Here is a 23,742-nt window from a genome sequence, read left to right on the forward strand (position 1 = left end):
GCCGATCAACGATGGAGCATTGCAAATCTGCCTTAATCGTGTGATTCCTTCCAATACATTTAATTTGCTCTGGGCTAGTCCCCTATCCCGAATGCCCTCCAGAATCTGTCCCCTGATCCGTTGCAGTGTAGTGTTATAGAATTCCCTTTGCCCTGCGCCCATTTCACACCACAACACTGTCTCAGTTTTTTCCGGGAGATCTTTGGCCACCTGTTCTTTAGTTCTCCGCAATACAAAGGGTGCAATCAACTTCTGCAGGTTCTTTGTTTTATCCTAATCTCCAAACCGGTCGATCGGATCTGCGTACTCCCTTTTAAAAAATTCACGACTCCCCAATATCCCCGGCATGACGGTAGTCATTTGAGCGTAAAGATCAAAAGTATTATTGACCACAGGCGTACCACTCAGTACAAACCGACTGCCTGCTTTCAATTGACCTACAGCCCGAGTTATCTTAGCAGCGGGATTTTTAATATTGTGGCTCTCATCAATAATAACCACATCAAAATAATGTTCCGTGAGTTGCTCCACGTCAGACCGGTAAGTGCCGTAACTGGTGATGATAACCCGCACTTCAGGGTCGCTCAGCACTGTTGCATCTCTTTGTGAACCATGATAAACAGCCGATGTCAACATTGGCGCAAATTTCTCCAATTCCTGCTGCCAGTTGTAAATGAGTGAAGCGGGACATATGACCAGGCTCTTCATGGCCGGAACCCTTTCCATGACTGAACCCAAAAAACAGATGGCTTGAAGTGTCTTCCCCAGACCCATGTCGTCCGCCAGACAACCACCCATTCCTAATTCCGACAATAAACGCATCCATTGATATCCTTTGAACTGATAATCCCGCGGATTGATCCGGATGAGTTCCGGCAAGGGGTATAGTTTGTCATCTTCCATCCAGCGTTGATACCGTAGCCACCAGTTTCTTCTGAGATCCGGTTTATCAGGGCTCCCGGCTTGTTTTTCGCGGCTTGCAACAATGGTTAATACCAGCCCCGGCGATACTATTATTTCGTTAGGTCCCGACACTTTGCCGTGTTTAATTAAGATGCCATATTCTTCCATCCATGGGTCTGGCAATATGCCGAGGCTGCCATCTTTCAGCAGCACTGCCCTTTGTCCGGCCCAAAGTATTTTCTGCAATTCGGAAAGCGGTACTTTTTCATTGCCAAATTTGACGGTAAAATCAAAAACAACCGTGTCTCCAATTTCCTTTTTCAATAATAGTTCAGTCGCAGGCAGATCCTGGGAGTATCTGAAGTGGACCAGCATGTCCATCCCTATCAGATCGATGCCCGAAGTCAGGAGTTTGTGGTACGATTTTGCAAACCATTGCTTTTTCTGCGCGTCCGCAAATGACAGGTAGTAGAAGTCTCTTTTTTGATTTGGAAAATTGGTATGCAGGGATTTCAACATATGTCTGAGCTCATCCTCTTTTTCCCGATTGCGTAGGATATGTACCTGCCAGTCATTTTTTTCGATGATTGTTTTTTCCTGCCACTCCCCTTCAACCCTGTATCCATCGTAAAACCATTGCGGCGTCAGCATGAGAAACGATCCGCTTAGTTCTGATAAAAACACCGCAGGTAATGGATCCACGCTGATCGTCTCTGAAGACTTCAGTAATTGCCGGTCAACTTTGTATCCTTTTTTCTCCAGTGGAATAATTACATGCTTCAGTAATTTTTCCGGAGGACCTGAAAACCGGTCCAATTGATCCTGCAACCAATCGAGCGCCTCGTAATCTCTGAAATAAAGGAGAAAATATTCGTCATCCCGCTCCATAAAAAAATGGTGGCGCCGGAAATCATTGAGGTTGAAAGCGCTCCCTTTGATCTCCACAATCCCTTCCAGTTCGAATCTATGATCGTTTCTGATAACCCTGAACTTTAGCTGAGGGAATGCGGGATTCATTTTGCATCGCAGCGTTAACAGTCGTTTTGAATCACCGCGTGAAACCGAATGGTACCAGGTGACCTGATCGAAACTTGATCTGACAGCCCTGAAAAGCTTATAATAATGACTGATGAGCGACTTCCGAAAGTACGTCCCAAACTGCGGTTCCGTTTGCTGAGAATCAAACGCTCTTCTGATATCTTCAATAGAAACGTTCATGACTTCATGGCCAAAACTCCTGAAGTTGCTACCATTAACTGAAGGCAGGAATGGGAACGCCTCAAGGAGGGCTTTAGGCGAGATGTCGATACTGTTGTAAACGGGGGGACTCGATTCTTTATTGATAGCCAGAATTCTCAAAACACCGGAGCCTTCTCCTAGTTTCTGCGGGAATAACTGTATCGAGAATGCTGTTTTACTACTCATAGCCCGTCCAAAAAGCCGCAATTTAATTAATGCAGTTGCCATCAAAGGCAAATTCTTTTAACTTTTCGGCAGGATTCATACGCCAGACGGAATTTAGGATTTGTTTGTTTATTTTTGACAGGATTAACATCACGACACATACGAAATGAAAGAAATCTGGGATGAACGGTATAACCGTTCTGAATACGTTTACGGCGAAACGCCTAATTTATTTTTGAAAGATCAACTTGATCAGCTCCAACCCGGCAGGATTCTATTTCCCGCTGAAGGCGAAGGTCGGAACGCCGTGTATGCTGCTTCCTTGGGGTGGCAGGCCGATGCCTTCGACATCAGCAGCGAAGGCCGGCGCAAAGCGAATTTGCTGGCACTAAAGGCCGGAGTACAGATCAATTATTTTGTTGGGGGTTTCGACGAGCTGTCATACCGCAACGAAGCGTTTGACGCCATCGCTTATGTTTTCACACACGTCGGCCCCGACCTGCGACATAAATTTTTCGGCGGGCTTGTCCCCCTTCTCAAGCGCGGAGGTATCGTAATTTTTGAAGCATTCAGCAAGAATAACCTGGCGCTAAGGCGAAAGAATCCCGCAATTGGCGGACCTGACAAGATTGAAATGTTGTTTACCACCTTAGAAGTTGAAGAAGAATTTAAAGAATTGGAAACTGTTTTACTCGAGGAAAGAGAAGTGGAATTGCATGAAGGCGCGCTCCACAACGGCATAAGTTCAGTGGTCAGATATATCGGGAGGAAGCGGTAAGCGAAATTCGAGTCATTCCCTTCCCCAGCCAGGAGTTTGCGCGCACGACCGATCTATTAAGGTATACTTTTTTTGGGGAATTTCCAAATTTATCGGTGACCCTCCGCAGGATGGACTGAGTCCCAGATTACCTCAAAAAATCCCTTGTCCAGGTACCAGATTTTATGCCTACACAAATCGCAGGCCCCCGTTGCCGGTCAGTGATCTTTGACTTTTTAAATAAATAGCTGAAAAACTACCACTTTTTTGAATTTTGATAAATCATTGACAATTTTATTAAAAGGACCGACAATCATTTGATCATTTTATTGAATTTTCTTATTTTTGCGCCCGCAATTGAGGATCTTTATCTGGAAGCCTGTACCACAACCAGGAACACTGTTTAAAAGGTCCACCATAAAACAACCGTATAGATTAATAAAATGGACAGGGAAATTTTAAAGCGGGAACAAGCCATCACACTGGTTAAAGATACATTTTCAAACGAGCTAATCAGACAATTGAACCTGGTGAAAGTGTCATCACCGCTGATTGTGCTGGATGGTACCGGATTAAATGATGACCTCAACGGTATTGAAAGACCTGTAAAATTTCCAGTAAAATCACTCAACGAGCACAAGGCTGTAGTAGTCCACTCTCTGGCAAAATGGAAAAGGCTGCGGTTGAAGGAGTTGGATGTAGAGCCCGGCCGGGGTATCCTGACTGATATGCGCGCGCTAAGACCCGATGAGGATTACAGCCCCCTACATTCCATTTATGTAGATCAGTGGGATTGGGAGAAGCACATTACTGCTGATCAGCGCAACCTGGAACTTCTGAAAAAGACGGTGAATAAGATCTATGCGGCGCTCAAACATACAGAACAGGTCGTTCATGATCATTACAAAAAAATCCTGACCAGCCTTCCCGAAAAGATCACTTTTGTTCACACTGAAGAATTGTTACGGCAATATCCTAATCTCAGTCCGAAAGAAAGAGAAAACCGGGCTGCCAGAGAGTTTGGAGCTATTTTCCTCATTGGAATCGGCGGCAAATTATCCGATGGTGATGCGCACGACGGAAGGGCTGCAGACTATGATGATTGGAGTACACCGAATGAAGAAGGTTACAAGGGTCTGAATGGCGATATTATTCTCTGGAATTCTGTTTTGGAATGTGCTTTTGAAGTTTCATCGATGGGCATCCGCGTTGACAAAAAAGCGCTCAGGCTACAAATGAAGGAAAAAAACTGCGAGGAAAGGGCTTCACTTTTATTTCATAAATTATTGTTGGAGGATCAGCTACCGGAAAGTATTGGCGGGGGGATCGGGCAATCCAGGTTAACCATGTTTATGCTTCGGGGTCGCCATATTGGCGAGGTTCAGGTAAGCGTATGGTCGCACAACGAAAAGGAAAAGGCCGCGTCCGCAGGTATTCATCTTCTCTAACCCCCGCATTGCATAGGAATTATGGAAACCCTCAAATAAAAAAAATACCCTGATAAGGGTACTTTCACTATAGTTTATTTTATTCAGGTCAATATTCATCCTCGTTAAACAGGAAGTCCTCCTGAGTCGGGTAATCCGGCCAGATATCTTCAATAGTTTCATAAACATCGCCCTCATCGTCCAGTTCCTGCAGGTTCTCAACAACCTCGATGGGCGCACCGCTCCGGATAGCATAGTCTATCAGTTCGTCTTTAGATGCCGGCCAGGGAGCATCTTCAAGATAGGAGGCTAATTCAAGTGTCCAAAACATATCAAACTAAAATTTAAGATGATCAAAAGGCTCTTTGGAACCGGTTGCCCGTTCCAATTTTTTTGCAAAAGTAATTGTATTCGGGAATCTACCAAATTGCATTTTTAGGATTTATAACGCGGTCGGGAATGTATTTGTTTTGAATTTGGCCCTAATTCCGGATATTTGAATGATTATTACCGGAATCCATGATTTCATGCACAAATATCTTTAAAGCATACGGGCAGGTGGAGGTGTTAAAAGGGGTAAATCTACATGTCAGGAAAGGTGAAGTTGCTGCCATTGCGGGACCATCGGGTTGTGGCAAGAGTACCCTCCTGCATATATTGGGAACCCTGGACAAGGCCGATTCAGGGTCACTCACGATGAATGGCGTCGATATGGCTAGTCTCTCAGGAAATAAACTCGCTTCATTTCGAAATTTGAATATCGGCTTTGTTTTTCAGTTTCATCACCTGCTGCCGGAATTTACTGCCCTTGAAAACGTATGTATTCCCGCCTGGCTGGCAAAACGGAAGAAGAGGGAAACCGAAACTAACGCCAGGAAATTGTTGGAAATTCTTGGTGTGTCACACCGCCTCAACAACAAACCTAACGAGTTAAGTGGCGGCGAGCAGCAAAGGGTGGCCGTTGCCCGGGCGCTGATCAATAAACCCGCAATCATCCTGGCCGATGAACCTACGGGTAACCTGGATACAGCAAACGCCAGGGAACTGCATGAGCTTTTCTTTAAACTGCGGGATGAATTTCAACAAACCTTTCTCATTGTAACCCACAATGAAGAACTGGCCCGGCTGAGCAACAGGGTCCTTCATATGAAGGACGGTATTATAGCGTAGGGCAGGCTGAGGCCTGATGAATTACGAATTACGATTATATTAAGTTAGTTGTGCGTTTTTAAAACGCTGTAATCACTCTTACCAATAAGCTAACCATTATTTAAATTATATATATCATTATACCTATACAACACATCTAGAGAATTAGTCTAACGTCTAGAGTCTAATGTCTCTTCTCTAATATCTGGTATCTAATGTCTGGCATCCCCGCCCCCGTCCGAATCGTCCGCCGTGGCGGACGGGCGGGCGTACCGAACGGTACGTTCGGGCAGGTAGCGTCTAATATCTAAAATCTAGCGTCTAATATTTCGAGCTTACCTCACAAAGAGCACTACGGTTTTCCCAAGCGGATCTGTTTTAATCAGCGTCATTTTGCTAATTGTACCGCCAAGTGTTTCCTGTATTTTAAACACATCTCCCTCCAGGATCATCGTTTGAGTATCCTGAAAGCTATAAGTCCTGGCATCATACTCAATCTGATCAGCATCGTAAAAGTGTACCTTGCTGTCCGACCTGAACTCAGCATACTGAAGTCCACTAACCAATTCCTCGGTCGTCCCTATCGTTGGCGTGGCAGCCGGGTAAAAAGTTTTCGTGACAGTTTCCCATCTTCCAGTACGGACAATGTTATTGATGGTGTTTACATCCAGACCATCTCTTGTTTTTGCACACGAAGCTAAAAGAATAACCAAAAGTCCCAATGTAGTGATATTCAATAATAATCTCATTCTTACAAATCATTAAACCAGTTCTACAACGCAACAAATGTGCCGGACCCCGACACCAATAGCAAAAATTTCCAAAAAAAAAAGGAAAAGATCCGCTGCCAACCCCGGCAAGGTTATTGTCCGGATCGCGGATGCCATTTAATTTCTGTCACCCCAAGTTTGAATGCCGCATAGCGCGCCAGCACGAAAAGGTAGTCACTAAGCCTGTTCAGATATTTGATGACAATTTCATCGTCCATGGATGACTCCAAAAGACGAATACAGGCTCTTTCGGCTCTCCTGCAGACGCATCGGGCAATATGCAGATTTGATACAACCACATGGCCCCCGGGCAATACAAAGGATTTCATAACCGGCAACTGTCCATCCATCCGGTCGATCTCCCGTTCAAGTTCTACACAGTCTGCTTCAGCCAAACTCGGCAAGGCCATTTTAATTTCCTTATTGGGATCACATGCCAGCTTTGAACCCATCGTAAAAAGCCTGTCCTGTATAGTTGGCAAAATAGACTCAATTTCATGTCCGGATAACAAATCCTGGCATAGTCCCATCCAGGCATTCAGTTCATCAACCGTACCATACGCTTCGATCCTGGTATCTGATTTCGAAACCTTGGTACCGCCCAGTAAAGAGGTTTTTCCCTTGTCTCCCGTCTTTGTATAAATTTTTAAGGACATCCCGGAATGAATATTGTTAAGAAGTTACTGTATCTAAGTATGAGGCAAACCTACGGGGATCTCTGAACGGATCCGATCGCTTTCAATCATCCCATCGCGAAGCCGGATCACCCTTTTTGCATATTTCGCTATGTCCTCCTCATGCGTAACAAGTACCACGGTGTTGCCATTGTCGTGGATCTTTCCAAATATATCCATAATCTCATAGGAAGTCCGGGTATCCAGATTCCCGGTTGGCTCATCCGCCAGAATCAATGCCGGGTTGTTTACCAGGGCTCTGGCGATAGCCACCCGCTGGCACTGGCCTCCGCTTAACTCATTGGGTCGGTGGTGAGACCGGTCGGTGAGGTTCACGGTTTCCAGCATTTGCATGGCCCTTTCCTGCCGGTCATGCCGGTTCATGCCCGCGTAGATCAACGGCAACGACACATTCTCCAGCGCTGTGAGCCGGGGTAGCAAATTGAACTGCTGAAATACGAATCCGATCTGCCTGTTCCGAACCTCTGCAAGCGCGTTGTCATCCATCTTGCTGACATCCTTTTCGTTCAGGATATAAGTTCCGGAGGTGGGTGTATCCAGGCAACCCAGTATATTCATCAGGGTACTCTTCCCGCTCCCTGAAGGCCCCATGAGGGCGAGGTACGCATTCTTTTCTATTTCCAGTGAAATTCCTTTCAATACTTCCAGTTCCTGTTGTCCCAGGAAGTAGCTTTTTCGCAACTCTTTCAGGTGAATTAATGCCTGCATCTTGATTTTATTTTTTGATGACTTTGGGAACCCTAAAAAAAACGCCGTCGGTTCCCTGTGCATTTTGTAAGGCGACAGCGCGCGGAACAGATCCCCTGATCTCGTCATCCCGCAAAACATTGATCTCATCACTCATATGCAAAAGCGGCTCAGTTCCCGACAGATCCAATTCATTCAGTTTTTCCATAAACCGGATCATTTTCTGCAGGTCCTCACCGAATTCTTTTTTCTCCTCTTCCGAAAAATGAAGCCGGGATAAATTGGCCAGTTTTTCGAGGAGTTCTTCATTCACTTCCATTCTTCAAAGATAATCTGATACAGACAATTTTCCGGACTTTAGATATCTCGCATCAGCAATCGCCGCCTGGCCAGACTCTTTACAAAAAAAATTCAGAGGGTAAATTTACCGTGTCACGTTTCAGGCCTCCTGACCCATCCACAAAGCGCCGCCAATATTGTCTCTCTGTGAACCTGTCACAGAACTCAGGACATTATACTCCTGCCTCCACCTTAGGACGCCTATCAGGGCCATGATCAGCGCTTCTTTAAACTTTACCAGTCTATCATCAGGAATTTCCAATGTAACATTCAGTTCCAAAAGCTTTTCTTCCAGGCGGTCCATTAAAAATTCGTTAAAAGCACCACCACCGGTAACCATCATCCTGCCTTCACCTCCGTGGATTTTTACCTCGTTCACGGCCTGGCGAACCTGAACGGCAATATGCTCCACATAGGTCCTGAGCAAGTCCTCTACCGGTTCATTGTAGCTTTTAATAATGGGATAAACCATATCAGTTCCAAAACTATTGGCCAGCGATTTCGGCGGGGCCTGACGGTAATATTCAAGGTTGTTTAATGCATTTAGCAAAGGTTCTATCACACGTCCTGCTGCGGCCAATCTCCCACCCCTGTCAAATTCTTTTCCTGTCTCTTTCGCAAGCATGTTCAACACCCTGTTTGCCGGGCAAACATCAAACGCCTGATAGGGATCACTGTTGAGCGAAATATTGGCAATCCCGCCGATATTGAGAAAATAAGGATACCCACTAAACAACAGCCGTTCCCCGATGGGCACGATGGGAGCCCCCTGGCCTCCAAAAGCAACGTCCAGCGCCCGAAGGTCAGATACGACCGGCAGCCGGGTCTCAGCAGCCAGCGCCGCACCATCACCCAACTGGGCGGTCATTCCGCGACCCGGGACATGAAAAGTAGTGTGGCCGTGGGAAGCAACCAGCGCCACCTGATATTGCAATCCACGCTCATCGATGAAAGCATTCACTCTTTTTCCAAGATAATGCCCGTATTCAACGTGCAGCAGTTGATAATCAAAAGCGTTTAGTTCTGTTGCAGTCTGCAGGCGTTCAGTCCACATGGACGGATAAGGATCGCAGAAAGTCTCCAATATCTCAAAGTTCCAGGACCCCCTGATTTCCTGAAATGACGCAAAAACAATGTCAAGTCCGTCCAAAGAACTGCCACTCATAAGCCCGATAACCCTATAAACCATTTGTCGTTTTTTTAAGGCAGGGAAACCCCCTGCAGTCAATTTATTTTGTTTTAGATTTGTCAAAAATAAAAAAGAAACAAGCTCGTGGAAACAATTACCGCTAATTACACTAACGAAATCATCAACCTCAGCAAAAAGCACAGCCTCTTGAGCAATTGGGTCGGTGAGCTCAGGGACGTAGAGGTACAACATGACCGGATGCGCTTCAGGCGAAATCTGGAAAGGATCGGGGAAATCATTGCATATGAGATCAGCCAAAGACTGCCGCATATTTCCCGGGAAATCCAGACGCCATTGGGCGTTTCCGAATGTCTGGTACTCAAAGAGCAACCTGTCCTGGCCACTATTCTCCGGGCGGGGCTTCCTTTGCACCAGGGTCTGCTGAATTACTTCGATAAGGCTGATAATGCATTTATATCCGCCTATCGCAAACACAGTAAGGACGGTAGTTTCGAGATTTCGGTTGAATATATGAGCAGCCCGGAGGTAGAAAACCGGATCCTTATCATTTCGGATCCCATGCTGGCGACCGGTGCATCCCTCGTTAAGACTATTCAATTCCTGAAAAGTGAAGGCCGGCCCAGGGAAATCCACGTGGTGTCTGCCATTGCCTGCACTGAGGGTATTGAGTACCTGGTGCGCGAATTGCCTGAGGCAATCCTTTGGTGTGGTGCGATTGATGAAGAACTAACTGCAAAAGGATATATCGTTCCAGGGCTGGGCGACGCTGGTGATCTGGCCTATGGCCCAAAAAACCAATATTGATTTCACGAGCGTAACATTCCGGTGCCGGAGCGAAATGGTTTTTTCGCTCAAAAACTTCCGCACTTAGGGAAGTAAACGGAAGCGTCCCTGAGCGGGGGACTAACACAACCTGCCCGCCACGACCAACACAGCGAATAAACCGTCTTAAAGCCATATATTTCTTCATAATTTTTTCATATACAGTTTCTAAGTTTGTCTTGAAACCATTAAATAAATTATATGAAATTTAAAACATTGATTATTCTGGCCCTGATGGCTACGGGTACAGCATGGGGGCAGCCCTCAAAAGTCAAACCAGCGCAGGGTAAACCCGCAAAACCGTTTACAGTCACAAAGCCCGGGAGGCCAGAGACACATGGCTCAGAAGTTAGACAGGTTGCCCGAGAAAACCAGGATGGTAAGGCCGTTAGCGAAGTAGCTTCGTCAAAATCAAGGGGTCATCATTATGGCCAATTTAAGGAGAAGCGGTCAGAAGCGAAAAGCGCCGAAAGGATTAAAAATGAGAGAACCGATTGGGAAATAAAGAATGAGCGCGGAGATCGGATGCAGAACGAGCAAAGGGATCGGATAAAGAACGAACGTGGAAATCGGATGCAGAACGAGCAAGAGGATCGGATAAGGAACGAACGCGGAGACCGGGTAAGGAACGAGCAAAGGGATCGGATAAAGAGCGAACGTGGAGACCGGATAAGGAACGAGCAAGAGGATCGGATAAAGAACGAACGTGGAGACCGGATAAGGAACGAACGCGGAGACCGGATAAGGAACGAGCAAAGGGATCGGATAAAGAACGAGCGTGAAGACAGGATAAAGAATAAACGCGGGGATTGGGAAAAGAACGAGCATAATTCACAGTCTAATGAGAACAATCAATGACGCGGTTAATTCCGCATAATCGGGTTATTTAATCCATACCTTTGATTGCCTGTCCCTTCTGCGGCAGGCAATCATTTTTTTAAAGTGAATAAAATTGGCATCTTGTTTGAAATACTATTTGGTTGGAATTTGTATCTTCCTGACCCTGACTGTGACAGCGACGGCTGCGGGCGGCAAGGCGGGTGCAAGGTACGGGTTGGAGATCCCGAACGGTGCAGTCCTGACTGACACCCTTCCGAGGAACCCCGCCAGGTCAGAACCGGATGGCAAGGGACTAGAGAATGGTAAGGGACTAGAGAAAAGCTTCCAAGGGAATAGTGAAAACGTAAAAGGTAAATTAAAGGATTGGAAGATAAAGGAAGTTCCCAGGGCAAAGCCCCAGGCCGTTCCGAGGATAGTCACACCACCAGGTCTGATGAAACCCAAAATTATTAAACCAAAGATCATAACTAAAGGTATCGGCAGGTAATAAAAGCGCAAATTTAAATCGTAATATTATTTAATTTAAATCGTCATATTTTATAGTGATGCGCAAACGCACCCATTAACATTAATCGAACCAAAACCCGGATATTATTATAAAAGGCTAGCTACAACCAAAGCTACCCAACCGTCCGACTCCAACCTTTATGCAGCATTATATCCGTATAAGTGCTACTATAGTTCACATTCGCCACCACCTTTGTTACTTCAGCCCCGGCAAACGGATTACCACCATAGCTTTTACTGGCCATCCACTCACAAAGCTCCAGAATATTGCTTTTATTACTGGTAAAGTAGAAATAGGACCCCGCTCCAAGTGTATCGAGCACGTCCAGGTAATCTGAAAGACGCCAGTAATTGTTATAGGTCCCGCACTCCGTAGACAGATAGGGCGGATCAATTAGAAACACGACATGGTCCGCATCCTTATATTTGTCAAACAATACCTTGTAGTCCACCCGCACAATTTCAAGTCCATCTAGGTACCCATCTGCACTGTAACTACTCTTCCGCACTACATTGTATAATGTTTCCTTCGCCATGGCTTCATAACTGGCTGCATAGTTCATGCTGAAGAGTAAAGAACTACTTAGAGTAATATAGTCTACAAATCCAGGCTCCTCCTTTATCCGGGATAGGATCAAATGCCGCTGGGGGTCTTTTATGATCTTATCCCTATCCAGCCCATGAGTTAATACACGGATTTCTTCCAGCAGCGTATTTGTTCTGGGTACGTTGCGGATCCTAGACTCATAATTATCGTAGTCATTATATATTACCCTAGCTTGGGGATACAATCTTTTGGCAGTATGGGCCAGTAAGCCACTACCACCAAATAAATCGACATACAATCCATCACATGGATACTTCTCAAGCGCTGCCCTGAAGTCGCGCAGAAAACGCCGCTTTTGCCCCATAAAAGGGAGAGGCGCAGAGGTGTAATTCTTCATATATTTATTTATTTTTGCCATCTCTCACAACAAACTAAGGTGCATACACACCGGCAAAGGCACTAGCCTCTGTTCGTGGTGTGTATGCACCTTAACTATTGTGGAGGGGTGAGAGCCTCCCTTTAGAGTTCAGGGGCTTCTTTATGCCCCAAACTTTTTAAAAGCCCGGCTGTAGACACAGCCAGGCCCAAAACCAAAACTACCCTATGAAACTATGTGAACTTCCTGTATTTACTATATGCCTTCTGTAAGCTAATATTGTACGGCTCCCGGCCCCACTTGCGAGCCATGACAGCATAAGACGCGCCATTATAGATAGCCGCCATACGGTCATAATTACGATTCTGGACGGCATTTAACAGGTTGATATCCGTCTTGATGAACTTGGCAAGGCCATCCAGTTGGAACCTTTCGCCTTTCTTGAAGCTGTCCCACATGTCTCCCACACTCTTATAGCCTAATCTCACCCAATACAGTCCCATAATTTGGGGTAAACCGATGCTAGTGCTTTCCATCGCTGCGACCTTGTTGATTGCAAACGCTGAGTTGAATGCTATCCATTCCCTGGACTGACGCTCAACCTTATTAACACTCCACTCTCCAGAGGGTGCGAAAGGCTGTTTGCGCTTAAACCAGACAGGCTCAAATTGGATTATGAGCTTTCCCGTGGTAGGATCAAAGCCCATACCACCACTCTCTACCTCTATAAAGGCTAGAAACATGGCTTCCTCCAGCCCTGCGTTTCTCGCTACCTCTCTACCGTATTGCTCTATAACTGCTCGCATTTCATCTTATTTGAGTTCCGACATACACTCCAGCGGCACCAACCAGGAACGGCTTCAACCAGCGGTTCCAGGCCTTTGTCTTAGGCTTAAGCGTCATGCTGGTCATACCCGTGGTCACGATTAACGGATTTGAATTTGTAACCTGTACAACGGTCTCATTTGGCCGAAATAGGCCCCGACTCTTCTCAGCTACCCGTAACCGCATGGTATTGTATATGGCCAGGCTATCTATCACCACGTAACCCTTTGTTACGGTCCCTGCAATAAAGTATGCCGAGCTATCCCGGCGAAACTTCTGCGGCACAGCAATAGAGTCAAATCGATCATTGATCGAAGCCATAGGCTTAAGGTCTATACTATCATCCTGCACCACGAAGGCCTGATCTGCCTGCACGTATGTATCCACCCGCTTAATCTTCCTTTCTTCCCTTCTAGGGAGATTAAAACCAGCAGCACTGGCTTTCTTTGTTGCATCGGGGTCCACGAACACCGCCGCACTTTGCTCCGTTACAGCGGCGCCTGTGCGGCTTTTAAGCACCCTTATTGTGGACATAGCAGTATCATATCGAGCTTTCCAGTTAGCCGCCTGATACGCGTTATTTGAACAACTGCGCACGGTATAGAAGATATACGCTAGTAATGATGCTACAAGCACGATAATTAGTATCTTATTTTTCATGCGCTTCCTTTTTAAATTGATTAAATTGTTTCTGAAGATTCTCAAACTTACCCCTCCAGCTTGCGATCTCTGCCTTGTAGCTGGTAACTTGTTCAGTAAGTCGCTGGATGAGCTCCTTGTCCGTTTTATGCTGCTGGGACAGCACTGTAATCTGCCCAGTGAGCTCTCCCCGCTCCTTTATTGCTTCACGCTCTCTATTCTCCAGATCCGAGATACGCAGGTGCTGCTCCTCATACTTCTCCTTCAGATCGGCAGCGATCTTGTTATTTAGCTCTCGTATGCTGTCCAGGGCACTCGCCTCACCGGTATCATTTTCAATGCGCCGCTTCTTGAAAGCGAATGCCCAGGCGACCGCTTGTATGATATTCGTGGCCAGCATGGTGAGGAAGGCGTTATCGGCGAGAAAGTTTACAAATCCATTCATATTTCTGTTTTATCGTTGCGATATTCGTCGAGTGTCTTATCAAAGTGTCCAGGGTCTGCCAGCTCAACAATCCATACCACCCAGCGACCAGTCTCTGTAAGCATTGCCCAACCCTTGTTAACCGCAAGAACATAACTTATAGACTGGTAGAAATTACCGAACTTGACGGGAGCGTCCGTCTTTATAAGAACCGCATTAAAGAGTGTCCTAAATTCGTAGTTGGCATAATGATCTATGCTGAGCGCGGTGCTTCTAAAGAACCCGGCTAAGTCTCGACGCCTTACCCAGACAATGACTAGGTTTACAATGTAAAGTGGCACAAACAGCGCTAAAGCCAAGCCAACGAGCAGGATATTTATCACGAGACTCCTCATGGTTCAGCTATTAAGCCATCCGGCATCAGACGGTTACGGTTCTTTATCAGTGTGGCGGTGATGAGATCAAAGAATATGCTCGGGACACTCTTGGCAATATGCAGAAAGAAATCCCACTCACCTATCGATCCGGTCGGAATCGTCATATCAGGCTGCTGCGGTGTTACGTAGTCTCCAGTCCCAGGATTAACTAAAGTGGAATTATCAGCTGTGAGCATGCGAAAGTACTCGCCCATTGCTTCGCCTGTCATCTGATTACCCGACATGTCGGACTGATAACAACGTATCGCTAGACGAATCGAACCCGCCACCATGTGCAAGTCATACACCGTGCATCCGTAATGCACACCACCGTGTTTGCCAATGTAGAAATTTAGCATACTACTTATGTAACGGTTACAGGATTGAGGGTATCCAAGTAGGATATGACGGGGTTCTTAAGCCAGGTGAAGAATCGAATACCTTCCATGCAAGCCCTCAACAAATCAACCTCCGTTTCTTCGAGCTCCACCTTGCCATTACAGTTCCAAAGCTTGTCACTTAAGACATCTAGCGCCTTGGTGTCTGCGCGATCGTATATCGCTTCGGATATCATTTTCCAGGCGGGTTGATTCAATAATTTGGTAGACCCATCTCTGTTTAGGAATGTCATCTTTGTAAAGTCGATTTTCATCTTTGTAGTTTTATTTGTTTTAAAATATTATACTGTTATTGCTGGGTAAGGCACACTAATAGCACTTTCATCAAGATATAACACCCATCTGAGTACATTAGCAGCATCATATATCTGAGTCGCTTTCACACGACCCTTGACATTAGGTGTATTGTAATCTGCCCTAAATACATCATCCAGGTATATAAACCCTCGACTGACGCGTAATGCGATATCATCATCATTAAAGATCTTGCCATAGTACCCATTCGGATTTATTGTAAACGCGTGCCTTTCTGCAGCCAGCGTGAGAACCACTTTGGTACCAGAAGTACTGCGATCGTCCATGATAATGCATCCAGGGCTTCCGATCTCGGTGGTATAGTTTATGTATGCTGTTGTCCGCTGTGTAAATCCACCATACGGGTGCGATTGACTGCCATTCTCATAGAATATGAACTGGCCATCATTATATATGTTACTTACCTTATACGGGTATGTACCTCCAAGGCTCGCCATCGTAAGATTATTAGCCCCAATATCCCAGCCCCCGATCTTCGCTGAGCCGTTGGCATAGAACTGGATCTTTCCATCCGCCAGCCAACCAGAACCATCATGCTTCAATGCGATCATCTGAGATTCATTCGGTGCTCCAAAATTTGTCACACCAGCTGCGAAAGCGATGCCGTGTTGACTTGCCTTATAATCCGGATGCAGCACATCATCAATCCCATTGACGTATGCCTTTATTTCACCTACGGTGTTACGCACAGCGAAGATGTTCCCTATCGTCACACCGCCCACGGTGTCGGTGCGGAGCTTCAGTGCATCGTAAATATATTGCAGCCCTCTGAGCCCCGTGCTGACCCAATCGTTTGCCGGTGTTAGTGTCGCATATACCCAATATTTAGAATTCGATAAATCAAACCATTTATCATCCAGTCTGATATTATCAGTACCAGTTCCGGTAACCTGGATCTGAAATCCTGTTCCGGAAGAAGCTCCGCCAATGGAGTTCACAACTGATTTCTGTGCATACGATGTACCCACAGCAGTCACGGTGTATGCTCTGCCCCTGAATGTCAGCGTTGCCGCGGTGACCGCACCGGCGTTGATTGCCGTTACTGTGATTCGGGCATCTTCTCCACCTCCGGCCATTGTGATCTCGTCGCCGACGGCATAGTTCGCGCCTTGCGCATATATTGTAAATGCAGTAATATATCCGTTCGCTGGTTTCTGCGTTGTGTGGAACGTCCTGTCACGCGTCATCGCGAGCGTGTCATCCGTGTATTTGTTCTTCTTTACCCAATGCGCTGCGACAAACCCAGCCGAGGCCGTTGTGGCCTGATATTCTTCGCCAAGTTTGAACGTAACGCCGTCCACAGTGACCTCCGTCCACACCGTCCACATATCGCCGATACGGTAGTTTGACGGGGTAACGTAGTAATGCTTCACCGCTGCGTTAGCCGCTGCCGTAGCGTCCTGCACATCTGCTAGCGCCCAATCCGACGTTAGCCACGTTGCTCGCGGCGTTTTGGTCTCGTATACTTTATTTGCCGTGAATGTCACACCATCAACGGCCGTTGTATAGTTAAGTATAAGCCGATCACCCGCTTTGTAGGGTGCTTGACCGGGTGCGGTAAGCGTCTGTGCTCTGGCGTTCGCTGTGGCCTGCGCATTGCTGGCAGCCGTTTGTGCTGCCACCGCTTTACCGTCTGCTGTATTGGCCGCTGTCTGCGCCGTATCAGCCAGGCTTTTAGCCTTCGCTGTGATCGCTATCTTTAACGCCTCATATTCAGCACTGTATCCATTAAACTTACCGTCAAACTCAGACCTTATAATATCACTGATAACGGCCATATTTGCTAAAAGCGGAGTAATGTAAGTACTAAGTGCATTATAAGCCGTGTCATATGCTGTCCGTGTTACAGCAAACGCATCCGCCTGGACGATAAGTTTATTATACTGATCTATAATATCAGTCCAAGTTTGTTTTACCTGTGCTTTCTCTTTAATGTCCAGTTTTTCGTCAGAGGAGATGTCGGAAATAAGTTTGGCTGTATCTTCGGGTGCGGCTGACCATGCCGATGATGCTTTATTACCGCCTTCCACCATCGGGTAACCTGTCTTAGCGGACGTGAATGTTCCACCGATATTAAGCTGTGCCCAGTCTACTACCAACGCCTCAATTTCTTTACTCTGCAATGCAACGGAAACCGAATATCTACCTTTATAAGACTCCCCTACCACGCCGGGAAACTTGCGTCCATCGACAAACTGATTCGTAGCGTCTGTATATCTAATCTGTAATACAAATCCAATGTATGAATTCGCTGACGCATTTACATACTCTATGTCCGTTGATATTGTGAGGAACGGAATAGTCCTACCAACTAAGTAAGACGAGAGCGAAAGAAATAAATTTGTTGCCGGATAAACAAGTTCCTGTTTACTGTTAAGAACTAAGTTCCGACCGCCGATCTGTAAATTATTCACAGCCTCCCACTCAGATGAAACAATCGGCGTGGTGTAAACAATAGTCGTATCTGTATAAGTAATCTTAACTCGTGTCCAAATATATTTATTAACCTCCCATGCCGGTGGTGCGGTAAGCCACGATCCGCCAAGCTGTTCCGTCTTCGAAGTGGACAAATAATATTCTTCGATCATACTACTAACACCCACACCAGTCGCACCCATAATATTTACCGGAAGGGACGTTGATGTGGTGGTATCACTGAATATTGTCTTCGTTCTACTCCAGATATAAAATCCAGCTTCCCATGCAGGTGCCGTTGTTTGCCATCCGGTAGTAGGAGCAACAGTAGCGGAGTTTGTCTTTGAGAACTCTATGTCTACTGATGTTACAGCCTTACCCGTAGCACCTTTAAAACTAATTGCATAACTAAACTTCCGAACAAACGTCATTCCGTCTGCGATGATCGTAATATCAACTGTGCCTGATGCTACAAGCGATGTTGTTATATTAAATGTAATAGTCGATCCATTGACCGATGCTGTCATCCCAGCCGGTAACGTGCCGAATGAAACCGTACTACTGATAGCAGTATTTCCCTTGTAAACAAGCACATCACACGCCGTAGACCCAGCCAGTGCAGCCGTTTCACTTCCGGGAAACGTGTGTGATTCGTTACTTAGAATAATAGTGTATCCATTTTCCCCAGGTGCGCCACGATAAGGCACGCCGTTTGGCTCAGTCGGGAATGATGTCCCATCGTAAACATATAGTTTCCCCGTATCTACTGTCAGATAACCATCGCCCGATGCAAGCCCCGTTGTGGGTAGTGCTGAATAAGTCGCAACCGAACCTTTGGGCGTAGCAACCGCACCATCCACTCCATCCCGTGCGACTGCAACTGTGAATATATCAGCCACGATCCCATCGCTCACGCGAATGGTTAATGCTTTAAAGGTCACCGTTGCTGGATCAATCGTAACAATAAGTCCAGATCTTGTTACCCCTGTCGGTAACCCAGTTGAGAAAGTGCCGCCATCAACAGCGTACTCCCAAGTCGTTATTGTTGTATTTTGTTCAGTCGCTGTTACAGTGAATGCCGTGGCTGGCGTCCTTGCGCCAGCTTTGTCAATTTTTATTAGTTGAGTTGCACCGGAGAGTGATACCAACTTAGATATCTGAGCAATAACATCTTCGGGTGCAGCAGTCCACGTTGATGATGCTTTATTTGCAATTTCAAGTTCCGGATAACCTGTCGAGCATGTCGTGAAAGTACCGCCAATATTCAACTGCGCCCAGGTAAGAGAACTTAATACTTTATTCTGAAGTTGAATAACAACAGAATGTCTACCACTATAACTTTCACCGGCTGTTGTAAATCTGCGGCCATCGACAAATTGCGTTGTATTATCAGCATAGGCAAATTGTAACACAAAGCCCACGTATCCGCCCGCCGATGCCCCGGTGTATGAAATATCTTGCGAAATAACGATCTCGTTTACTACACCCCCAAACAACTTACTTGATAGCGTAAAGAACAAGTTCGTCGTTGGATATGTGAGCGTTTTATTACTATCTAAAATAAAATTTCTCCCGCCTATCTTCACCCCGTCAATCGCCGCCTCCAGCTGTGCCGTTGTGGCACCCCCACCGTCCACGACTACCTGCTGCGCATTTACCCGGTTCGCGTTTATCTGGCCAGTCCCTTTATCATTGATCGCACTTATAAGGTCCGCAGTGACCACTTTACTGTCTACCCAGCTGGCAAATACGGCGTTGCTTTGTAAGTATCCGCCTTCTTTAAACACTAGAGCTTGCTTGGTTACATCAATAAGGCCGTCCCGCGCTATAGGATCCAGTCCATCGATGGCAGTTTGTAAACCCGTCGTTGTAGCTGCATTGCCTCCCGTTACGATAATCTTTCCTTTCAGGAATACATTCTCCCCATATAACCCATATCCAGAAACTCCACCGTATGGCTCGAAAGCTGCGTCAACAATGCCATTCATATTACCCAGCCGCACCTTCAGCTTATCTGATAAGCTGAGATTATTTATCCCATCATACGCATCCAAATACGGAGCGCCTGTATCGTTCGATGTCAAGTACAGAAGCCCCTGGCGGGCTGCATTAGTCGCATTCCCAAACTGGAACACATGATCTCCAGCTGCAGGAACGCTGGGCCCTTCCAGAAGTGGTTTGGCAATATCAAACGTGTTAGATGTTATGGCGATGATCTTTCCCCGGTAGGCCTTGGCCCTGGTGCTATCCCAGATCTGACAACGTACCAGATCATCCACCGCGAACTGTACTGCAATGCTACCACCCTCATCCTCGATCGTGCACACATATCTGTCAGTCCCTTCTGTAACAGATTTGATCTTATTGCTATTCGTGATAGCTACACTGCCGCCCTGACTCGTGATCTGGCGGACCCTGAACTCGCTGGCGGAAATAATTCCACGCACTGCAAGATTCTGAACCTCCGCATCTCCGGATGCTGATATCTTAAACCCGGATCCAAGCGCGCCACTCACGTAAGAAGCACTGCTCATGTAACCACCTATCGTCAGATCTTTACGAACGATACCACTGTCAAACTCTCCCTTACCATCGGAGTGAAGCTTCCAGCCAGCACCCGTCAAACCTGCCGCATATCCCTGACTGGTTACGCTGCGATAAACGACATCTGTACCGCTTAAGTCAGTCACTATACTGTTCAGCACGTAAGCCTTCAGCACATCTGGCGTAACAACATAGTCGATGTTATCCGCTACCACGCCCAGTGGGATCTGCTCGGTCCCGGTAAGGGCCGCCCGCTTGGTAATTGTATTATCGTTTATTCTCTTGCCCACTTAAGCGCCAATTAAGTCCATTATAGTTCCACTACTCCAGAGCATACCCACATTGCTGCTCCACATCCATTCCCATACGTCGGGAACATACTCCAGTGATCCGCAGCCCGACAGCTGTGCATTCCATTTCGCAGGCTCTCCACCATCTCCCAGGCTCGCCGAATATCCAATCTCGCGAAGCCTTGCCCTGTGCTCCAGCTGCATAACTCGCCCTTCTTCATCGGTCAGCACGAATTTTAAACTCATTATCGCATTACTCTCCAGAGCAGCTTCCAACTCCGCGGCGGCCCAGGATCCAGCCACGTCCGTTAACAATGTGACACCCCGCAGACTGACGTCCCAACTGCGTGACCGGCTATATGCCATCTGTGCCCAGTAACCAGTACCCAGACCAACTTCTTCCACCACTTCTTTACGCTGTTGGTGTTGCATATCCTCCACGCAGGCAATCGGATAATAGAGTCCGTCCGTTTGTTTCGCCAGGATGATGGCCTCCTTGCTATATACCTGCTTTCCTGTCATACGAGTGCACCTGTTCCTTTAAGTACTACGTTCCATTTAGCTGGCTCGCCGCCATCTCCCATGCTGGCCGATATCCCAAGCTCACTAGGAAGCACCTGCCCGCTCTTCTCCATCACCGTACCAATAGTATCCGTAAATATTATCCTTATATCTAACTTATCCCAGCTGTCCATTAAGGTCCAAACATCCGAAAGCGTCCAACCGCCTGCATCGGCCAATAACGATACTCCGCGCAGGTTAACGTCCCAGCGTCGCCTACGGTCAAATTCCCATTCATCCCAGCCGCCAGTGGCCGTGCTAACTGTTTCGATCACGCCTTTGCGTTTCGCGATCGACATTTCCTCCACGCACAGAAACGGATAGTAAAGACCGTCAGACTTCTTGGCCTTTATAATCGCATCTTTACTATATACAAACTCCTTCATTATTGCGGTTCTGTTATATGCCTGGTGATCTCTTTTGCTTCTTTACCGATTACTGTGTCGTGAACTTCTTTAAACGTAGCACCACTGACCTGCGCGGCGCGCACGTCCCAGTCGTAGCCCAGCAACATAAATTTCTTATTGGCGATGCCGTCTATCGTGTACTGCGTAACGTTCGATGGACCCGCACCCGCTTTGATCGTGCCCTTAACCGTCTGCAATGCGCGGTTATGCTGGTTCCAGATCGTTCTGGCCAGAATTGCTCCGTAATTACCCAAGGCGCCATTCTTCGTATTGATCTGGGAAATCGTTGTATAACCATAGAGATTCGCTGCGTTACTGTCTGTCTGTAACAGGCAGCCGGCGAAGACCATCGGCCTGGTATTATCCAGGTCGATATCCTGTGTTTCTTTGTTGTTATACTCTCCGCTGCGCTCTGCGCGGTAATACCACCCTTGAGCGGCGCCGGTGAGAAAGCCATCGACCGACTTAACATCCAGTTTTATGTTCCGATAAAATGCAGGAGCCGCCCGGTTATATGTGCTGTTCGGTCCTATTACGCCATTCTCGTATTCAGAGATAAATGAACACAGCCGGATCTTAAGTACACCATCTGCTGGCGCTGGCTGGGATCCGATCTTCTTATTGTCGTTCGATATCGTTGCCCACTCGTGGGTACCATAGACACCGGCATCTGGGCTGGAACCATAAAGCAGATCCAGCCTGGTCTGACTGAGCACGCCTTTGATTCGCCAGAAATATTCTTTGTTATATCCACTACTCGTTACATCCTTCCAACCGTTTGGAAATACCGCTGCATTATCCGCAATCAGCGTGTACACCTTACTATCCGTTGTGAACAGTAGAACCTGCGCACATGCTACATCAAACGGATTGGTATTGATAAAACCCGGATACATCGCCTCCAGGCTGAACACAATCTTATCCCCTTTGCGGATAGGCACCTTGGCATTATTCTCCAGGATGTAATCATTCCACCCTGTATCCTTAATGTTGGCTAATGGGCTATCTGGCACTTTATAGATCTCAATGTGCCTGCTGTTCTCTGAATCCAGCACGTAGTTCCGTCGGATCTTTGCCCACGCGTTCGGTGTACCTAACACACCGGTGGTCCGGTTAACCTGCTGGAGTGTCCAGCCTTCGAGAATGTAGTGCTTAACCGTATAGTCCGGATCGCCATAAGCGGCGCCGGTAACATAGATGGATTCCAGGGCAAGGTCTCCTTTCTTCGCATCCTGATTTAAAAGTAGGTCTCCAGTATCTATCTTGTACTTCGTTGATACATATTTCACAGGTCTGTTTAAAACGCGCTCAGCGGGATCACTCAGGAACGTAGCAACACTGGCCGTCTTGGCCAATGTACCAGTACTGATTCTAACGCCATCAGCGCCGTACTTTACTAGTACGATCGCAGCGCCATCCAGATCGTCCACATCTACGATGTACCATTCACCTGCCGACTGGGTGATATAGAAACGCCCAGCGAATATCTTGCTCAGCACATCATAACAGTTTGTACTCTCCAGGCTGATAGTGTCAAATAATTTCGAATCTATAAATGCAAACTCAAAGAGTTCTTTCGCGCCGGTTGGCGAGGTGAATGTCAGGCTGCTACATACGTTAATATTGAGAGCAAGCCCGGTCCGCTTCAGGGCCATGGCTAAGATCGTAATCAATGAATAAATACCCCAGAAGGTATTGCCGTTGAAATCCTTTATTGGTACGTCTTTCAGCCTGCCTAGCTTATCGGTTGCAGTGAGCTCCACCACGTTGGTACCAACGCGCATAGGTTCTGACAGGTCGTCCAGTTGCAGGAAGCCGATAAATTCCATAATGGTATCGGGTGACCCTACGGGAATGTGTTCCACTTCAACCCGCCATTTGTTGTCCGGGCCGTCTCCGGAGAATAACTCAACGCCGGTAGTGCCTTCATCCAGGTAGTGGATCTGCACTTCTTTGGCTCGGATGGGTGTTAATGCATCTTCCGCATTATTTACTGTTTTGATTCTTAAAGGTGAAGTAGTGGCAGCTTTCAGGTTGGTAACGGTATTGCCCACGCCGGTCGTGTCGCGGATCCACACGCGCCAGAAGTCATCATAAACGTCCCGAAATTCTATTTTATAATCGACTGCCATTTC

The 23,742-nt window shown here is 46.8% G+C and carries 23 protein-coding genes and 1 pseudogene; 6 read left to right on the forward strand and 18 right to left on the reverse strand.

Going from position 1 to position 23,742, the window contains the following annotated elements:
• Window positions 1-18: 18 nt before the first annotated feature.
• Window positions 19-2,370: pseudogene (locus tag AC3WS5_RS07275) on the reverse strand (DEAD/DEAH box helicase); the annotation flags it as partial.
• A 103-nt stretch (window positions 2,371-2,473) separates the two neighbouring features.
• Between AC3WS5_RS07275 and AC3WS5_RS07280 the strand changes: the two are divergent.
• Window positions 2,474-3,085: a class I SAM-dependent methyltransferase gene (locus tag AC3WS5_RS07280; protein ID WP_492466619.1), complete on the forward strand. Its 612-nt coding sequence runs from the start codon at window positions 2,474-2,476 to the stop codon at window positions 3,083-3,085.
• A gap of 422 nt (window positions 3,086-3,507) precedes the next feature.
• Window positions 3,508-4,512 (forward strand): aspartate--ammonia ligase, encoded by a 1,005-nt coding sequence (asnA, locus tag AC3WS5_RS07285; RefSeq protein ID WP_492466621.1) that lies wholly within the window; start codon window positions 3,508-3,510, stop codon window positions 4,510-4,512.
• 88 nt (window positions 4,513-4,600) lie between these two features.
• On the opposite strand, the gene AC3WS5_RS07290 is transcribed toward asnA, so the two are convergent.
• Complete coding sequence (locus AC3WS5_RS07290) at window positions 4,601-4,822, reverse strand: DUF2795 domain-containing protein (protein ID WP_492466622.1); 222 nt, start codon at window positions 4,820-4,822, stop codon at window positions 4,601-4,603.
• A 188-nt stretch (window positions 4,823-5,010) separates the two neighbouring features.
• On the opposite strand from AC3WS5_RS07290, the gene AC3WS5_RS07295 reads away from it, so the two are divergent.
• Window positions 5,011-5,661: an ABC transporter ATP-binding protein gene (locus AC3WS5_RS07295; protein ID WP_492466623.1), complete on the forward strand. Its 651-nt coding sequence runs from the start codon at window positions 5,011-5,013 to the stop codon at window positions 5,659-5,661.
• Between the two features lie 314 nt (window positions 5,662-5,975).
• Here the strand turns inward: AC3WS5_RS07295 and AC3WS5_RS07300 are convergent, their stop codons facing one another.
• From AC3WS5_RS07300 to AC3WS5_RS07320, 5 genes are all read right to left on the reverse strand, one after another.
• Window positions 5,976-6,389 (reverse strand): hypothetical protein, encoded by a 414-nt coding sequence (locus tag AC3WS5_RS07300; protein ID WP_492466624.1) that lies wholly within the window; start codon window positions 6,387-6,389, stop codon window positions 5,976-5,978.
• Between the two features lie 113 nt (window positions 6,390-6,502).
• Complete coding sequence (locus AC3WS5_RS07305) at window positions 6,503-7,066, reverse strand: cob(I)yrinic acid a,c-diamide adenosyltransferase (RefSeq protein WP_492466625.1); 564 nt, start codon at window positions 7,064-7,066, stop codon at window positions 6,503-6,505.
• 33 nt (window positions 7,067-7,099) lie between these two features.
• Window positions 7,100-7,813, reverse strand: a complete 714-nt coding sequence (locus tag AC3WS5_RS07310) for an ABC transporter ATP-binding protein (protein WP_492466626.1) — start codon at window positions 7,811-7,813, stop codon at window positions 7,100-7,102.
• A gap of 7 nt (window positions 7,814-7,820) precedes the next feature.
• Complete coding sequence (gene gatC, locus AC3WS5_RS07315) at window positions 7,821-8,111, reverse strand: Asp-tRNA(Asn)/Glu-tRNA(Gln) amidotransferase subunit GatC (RefSeq protein WP_492466627.1); 291 nt, start codon at window positions 8,109-8,111, stop codon at window positions 7,821-7,823.
• 120 nt (window positions 8,112-8,231) lie between these two features.
• Window positions 8,232-9,320 (reverse strand): anhydro-N-acetylmuramic acid kinase, encoded by a 1,089-nt coding sequence (locus AC3WS5_RS07320; RefSeq protein WP_492466628.1) that lies wholly within the window; start codon window positions 9,318-9,320, stop codon window positions 8,232-8,234.
• 84 nt (window positions 9,321-9,404) lie between these two features.
• Between AC3WS5_RS07320 and upp the strand changes: the two genes are divergently transcribed.
• The 3 genes from upp to AC3WS5_RS07335 all read left to right on the forward strand — a co-directional run bounded on the left by upp (window position 9,405) and on the right by AC3WS5_RS07335 (window position 11,430).
• The gene (gene upp / locus AC3WS5_RS07325) at window positions 9,405-10,085 is read left to right on the forward strand and encodes a uracil phosphoribosyltransferase (RefSeq protein ID WP_492466629.1); all 681 of its coding nucleotides are present in this window, start codon (window positions 9,405-9,407) and stop codon (window positions 10,083-10,085) included.
• Window positions 10,086-10,304: 219 nt separating this feature from the next.
• Window positions 10,305-10,961, forward strand: coding sequence for a hypothetical protein (locus AC3WS5_RS07330; protein WP_492466630.1), 657 nt, complete (start codon window positions 10,305-10,307; stop codon window positions 10,959-10,961).
• A 106-nt stretch (window positions 10,962-11,067) separates the two neighbouring features.
• Complete coding sequence (locus AC3WS5_RS07335; RefSeq protein ID WP_492466631.1) at window positions 11,068-11,430, forward strand: hypothetical protein; 363 nt, start codon at window positions 11,068-11,070, stop codon at window positions 11,428-11,430.
• A 133-nt stretch (window positions 11,431-11,563) separates the two neighbouring features.
• Here AC3WS5_RS07335 and AC3WS5_RS07340 read toward each other — a convergent pair whose 3' ends face one another.
• From AC3WS5_RS07340 to AC3WS5_RS07390, 11 genes are all read right to left on the reverse strand, one after another.
• Complete coding sequence (locus tag AC3WS5_RS07340) at window positions 11,564-12,394, reverse strand: DNA adenine methylase (protein ID WP_492466632.1); 831 nt, start codon at window positions 12,392-12,394, stop codon at window positions 11,564-11,566.
• Between the two features lie 212 nt (window positions 12,395-12,606).
• Window positions 12,607-13,179, reverse strand: a complete 573-nt coding sequence (locus AC3WS5_RS07345; protein WP_492466633.1) for an N-acetylmuramidase domain-containing protein — start codon at window positions 13,177-13,179, stop codon at window positions 12,607-12,609.
• A 1-nt stretch (window position 13,180) separates the two neighbouring features.
• Window positions 13,181-13,858 carry a hypothetical protein gene (locus AC3WS5_RS07350; protein WP_492466634.1) on the reverse strand — a complete coding sequence of 226 codons (678 nt, stop codon included), beginning with the start codon at window positions 13,856-13,858 and terminating at the stop codon, window positions 13,181-13,183.
• Entirely contained in the window at window positions 13,848-14,282 is a 435-nt protein-coding gene (locus AC3WS5_RS07355; RefSeq protein WP_492466635.1) for a hypothetical protein, read from the reverse strand. Before AC3WS5_RS07355 ends, AC3WS5_RS07350 begins: the two co-directional genes overlap by 11 nt.
• Window positions 14,279-14,656: a hypothetical protein gene (locus tag AC3WS5_RS07360; RefSeq protein WP_492466636.1), complete on the reverse strand. Its 378-nt coding sequence runs from the start codon at window positions 14,654-14,656 to the stop codon at window positions 14,279-14,281. The genes AC3WS5_RS07355 and AC3WS5_RS07360 overlap by 4 nt, the downstream gene beginning before the upstream one ends.
• Complete coding sequence (locus AC3WS5_RS07365) at window positions 14,653-15,036, reverse strand: hypothetical protein (RefSeq protein WP_492466637.1); 384 nt, start codon at window positions 15,034-15,036, stop codon at window positions 14,653-14,655. Before AC3WS5_RS07365 ends, AC3WS5_RS07360 begins: the two co-directional genes overlap by 4 nt.
• A 5-nt stretch (window positions 15,037-15,041) precedes the next feature.
• Window positions 15,042-15,329, reverse strand: a complete 288-nt coding sequence (locus tag AC3WS5_RS07370) for a hypothetical protein (RefSeq protein WP_492466638.1) — start codon at window positions 15,327-15,329, stop codon at window positions 15,042-15,044.
• A 27-nt stretch (window positions 15,330-15,356) separates the two neighbouring features.
• Window positions 15,357-20,639 carry a hypothetical protein gene (locus AC3WS5_RS07375; RefSeq protein WP_492466639.1) on the reverse strand — a complete coding sequence of 1,761 codons (5,283 nt, stop codon included), beginning with the start codon at window positions 20,637-20,639 and terminating at the stop codon, window positions 15,357-15,359.
• Window positions 20,640-21,161, reverse strand: a complete 522-nt coding sequence (locus AC3WS5_RS07380; protein WP_492466640.1) for a hypothetical protein — start codon at window positions 21,159-21,161, stop codon at window positions 20,640-20,642.
• Window positions 21,158-21,475, reverse strand: coding sequence for a hypothetical protein (locus tag AC3WS5_RS07385; RefSeq protein ID WP_492466641.1), 318 nt, complete (start codon window positions 21,473-21,475; stop codon window positions 21,158-21,160). Before AC3WS5_RS07385 ends, AC3WS5_RS07380 begins: the two co-directional genes overlap by 4 nt.
• Window positions 21,476-21,585: 110 nt before the next feature.
• Window positions 21,586-23,739 (reverse strand): hypothetical protein, encoded by a 2,154-nt coding sequence (locus AC3WS5_RS07390; protein ID WP_492466642.1) that lies wholly within the window; start codon window positions 23,737-23,739, stop codon window positions 21,586-21,588.
• Window positions 23,740-23,742: the final 3 nt, after the last annotated feature.

The organism is Niabella sp. CPT15-335-S11, from assembly GCF_058792415.1.

What these genes read in the sequence shown, in the direction of transcription:
- AC3WS5_RS07280 (WP_492466619.1), top strand. Translation starts at nt 2,474, where the DNA reads ATGAAAGAAATCTGGGATGAACGGTATAACCGTTCTGAATACGTTTAC.
- asnA (WP_492466621.1), top strand. Translation starts at nt 3,508, where the DNA reads ATGGACAGGGAAATTTTAAAGCGGGAACAAGCCATCACACTGGTTAAA.
- AC3WS5_RS07290 (WP_492466622.1), bottom strand. Translation starts at nt 4,822, where the DNA reads ATGTTTTGGACACTTGAATTAGCCTCCTATCTTGAAGATGCTCCCTGG.
- AC3WS5_RS07295 (WP_492466623.1), top strand. Translation starts at nt 5,011, where the DNA reads ATGATTTCATGCACAAATATCTTTAAAGCATACGGGCAGGTGGAGGTG.
- AC3WS5_RS07300 (WP_492466624.1), bottom strand. Translation starts at nt 6,389, where the DNA reads ATGAGATTATTATTGAATATCACTACATTGGGACTTTTGGTTATTCTT.
- AC3WS5_RS07305 (WP_492466625.1), bottom strand. Translation starts at nt 7,066, where the DNA reads ATGTCCTTAAAAATTTATACAAAGACGGGAGACAAGGGAAAAACCTCT.
- AC3WS5_RS07310 (WP_492466626.1), bottom strand. Translation starts at nt 7,813, where the DNA reads ATGCAGGCATTAATTCACCTGAAAGAGTTGCGAAAAAGCTACTTCCTG.
- gatC (WP_492466627.1), bottom strand. Translation starts at nt 8,111, where the DNA reads ATGGAAGTGAATGAAGAACTCCTCGAAAAACTGGCCAATTTATCCCGG.
- AC3WS5_RS07320 (WP_492466628.1), bottom strand. Translation starts at nt 9,320, where the DNA reads ATGGTTTATAGGGTTATCGGGCTTATGAGTGGCAGTTCTTTGGACGGA.
- AC3WS5_RS07330 (WP_492466630.1), top strand. Translation starts at nt 10,305, where the DNA reads ATGAAATTTAAAACATTGATTATTCTGGCCCTGATGGCTACGGGTACA.
- AC3WS5_RS07340 (WP_492466632.1), bottom strand. Translation starts at nt 12,394, where the DNA reads ATGAAGAATTACACCTCTGCGCCTCTCCCTTTTATGGGGCAAAAGCGG.
- AC3WS5_RS07345 (WP_492466633.1), bottom strand. Translation starts at nt 13,179, where the DNA reads ATGCGAGCAGTTATAGAGCAATACGGTAGAGAGGTAGCGAGAAACGCA.
- AC3WS5_RS07350 (WP_492466634.1), bottom strand. Translation starts at nt 13,858, where the DNA reads ATGAAAAATAAGATACTAATTATCGTGCTTGTAGCATCATTACTAGCG.
- AC3WS5_RS07355 (WP_492466635.1), bottom strand. Translation starts at nt 14,282, where the DNA reads ATGAATGGATTTGTAAACTTTCTCGCCGATAACGCCTTCCTCACCATG.
- AC3WS5_RS07360 (WP_492466636.1), bottom strand. Translation starts at nt 14,656, where the DNA reads ATGAGGAGTCTCGTGATAAATATCCTGCTCGTTGGCTTGGCTTTAGCG.
- AC3WS5_RS07365 (WP_492466637.1), bottom strand. Translation starts at nt 15,036, where the DNA reads ATGCTAAATTTCTACATTGGCAAACACGGTGGTGTGCATTACGGATGC.
- AC3WS5_RS07370 (WP_492466638.1), bottom strand. Translation starts at nt 15,329, where the DNA reads ATGAAAATCGACTTTACAAAGATGACATTCCTAAACAGAGATGGGTCT.
- AC3WS5_RS07380 (WP_492466640.1), bottom strand. Translation starts at nt 21,161, where the DNA reads ATGACAGGAAAGCAGGTATATAGCAAGGAGGCCATCATCCTGGCGAAA.
- AC3WS5_RS07390 (WP_492466642.1), bottom strand. Translation starts at nt 23,739, where the DNA reads ATGGCAGTCGATTATAAAATAGAATTTCGGGACGTTTATGATGACTTC.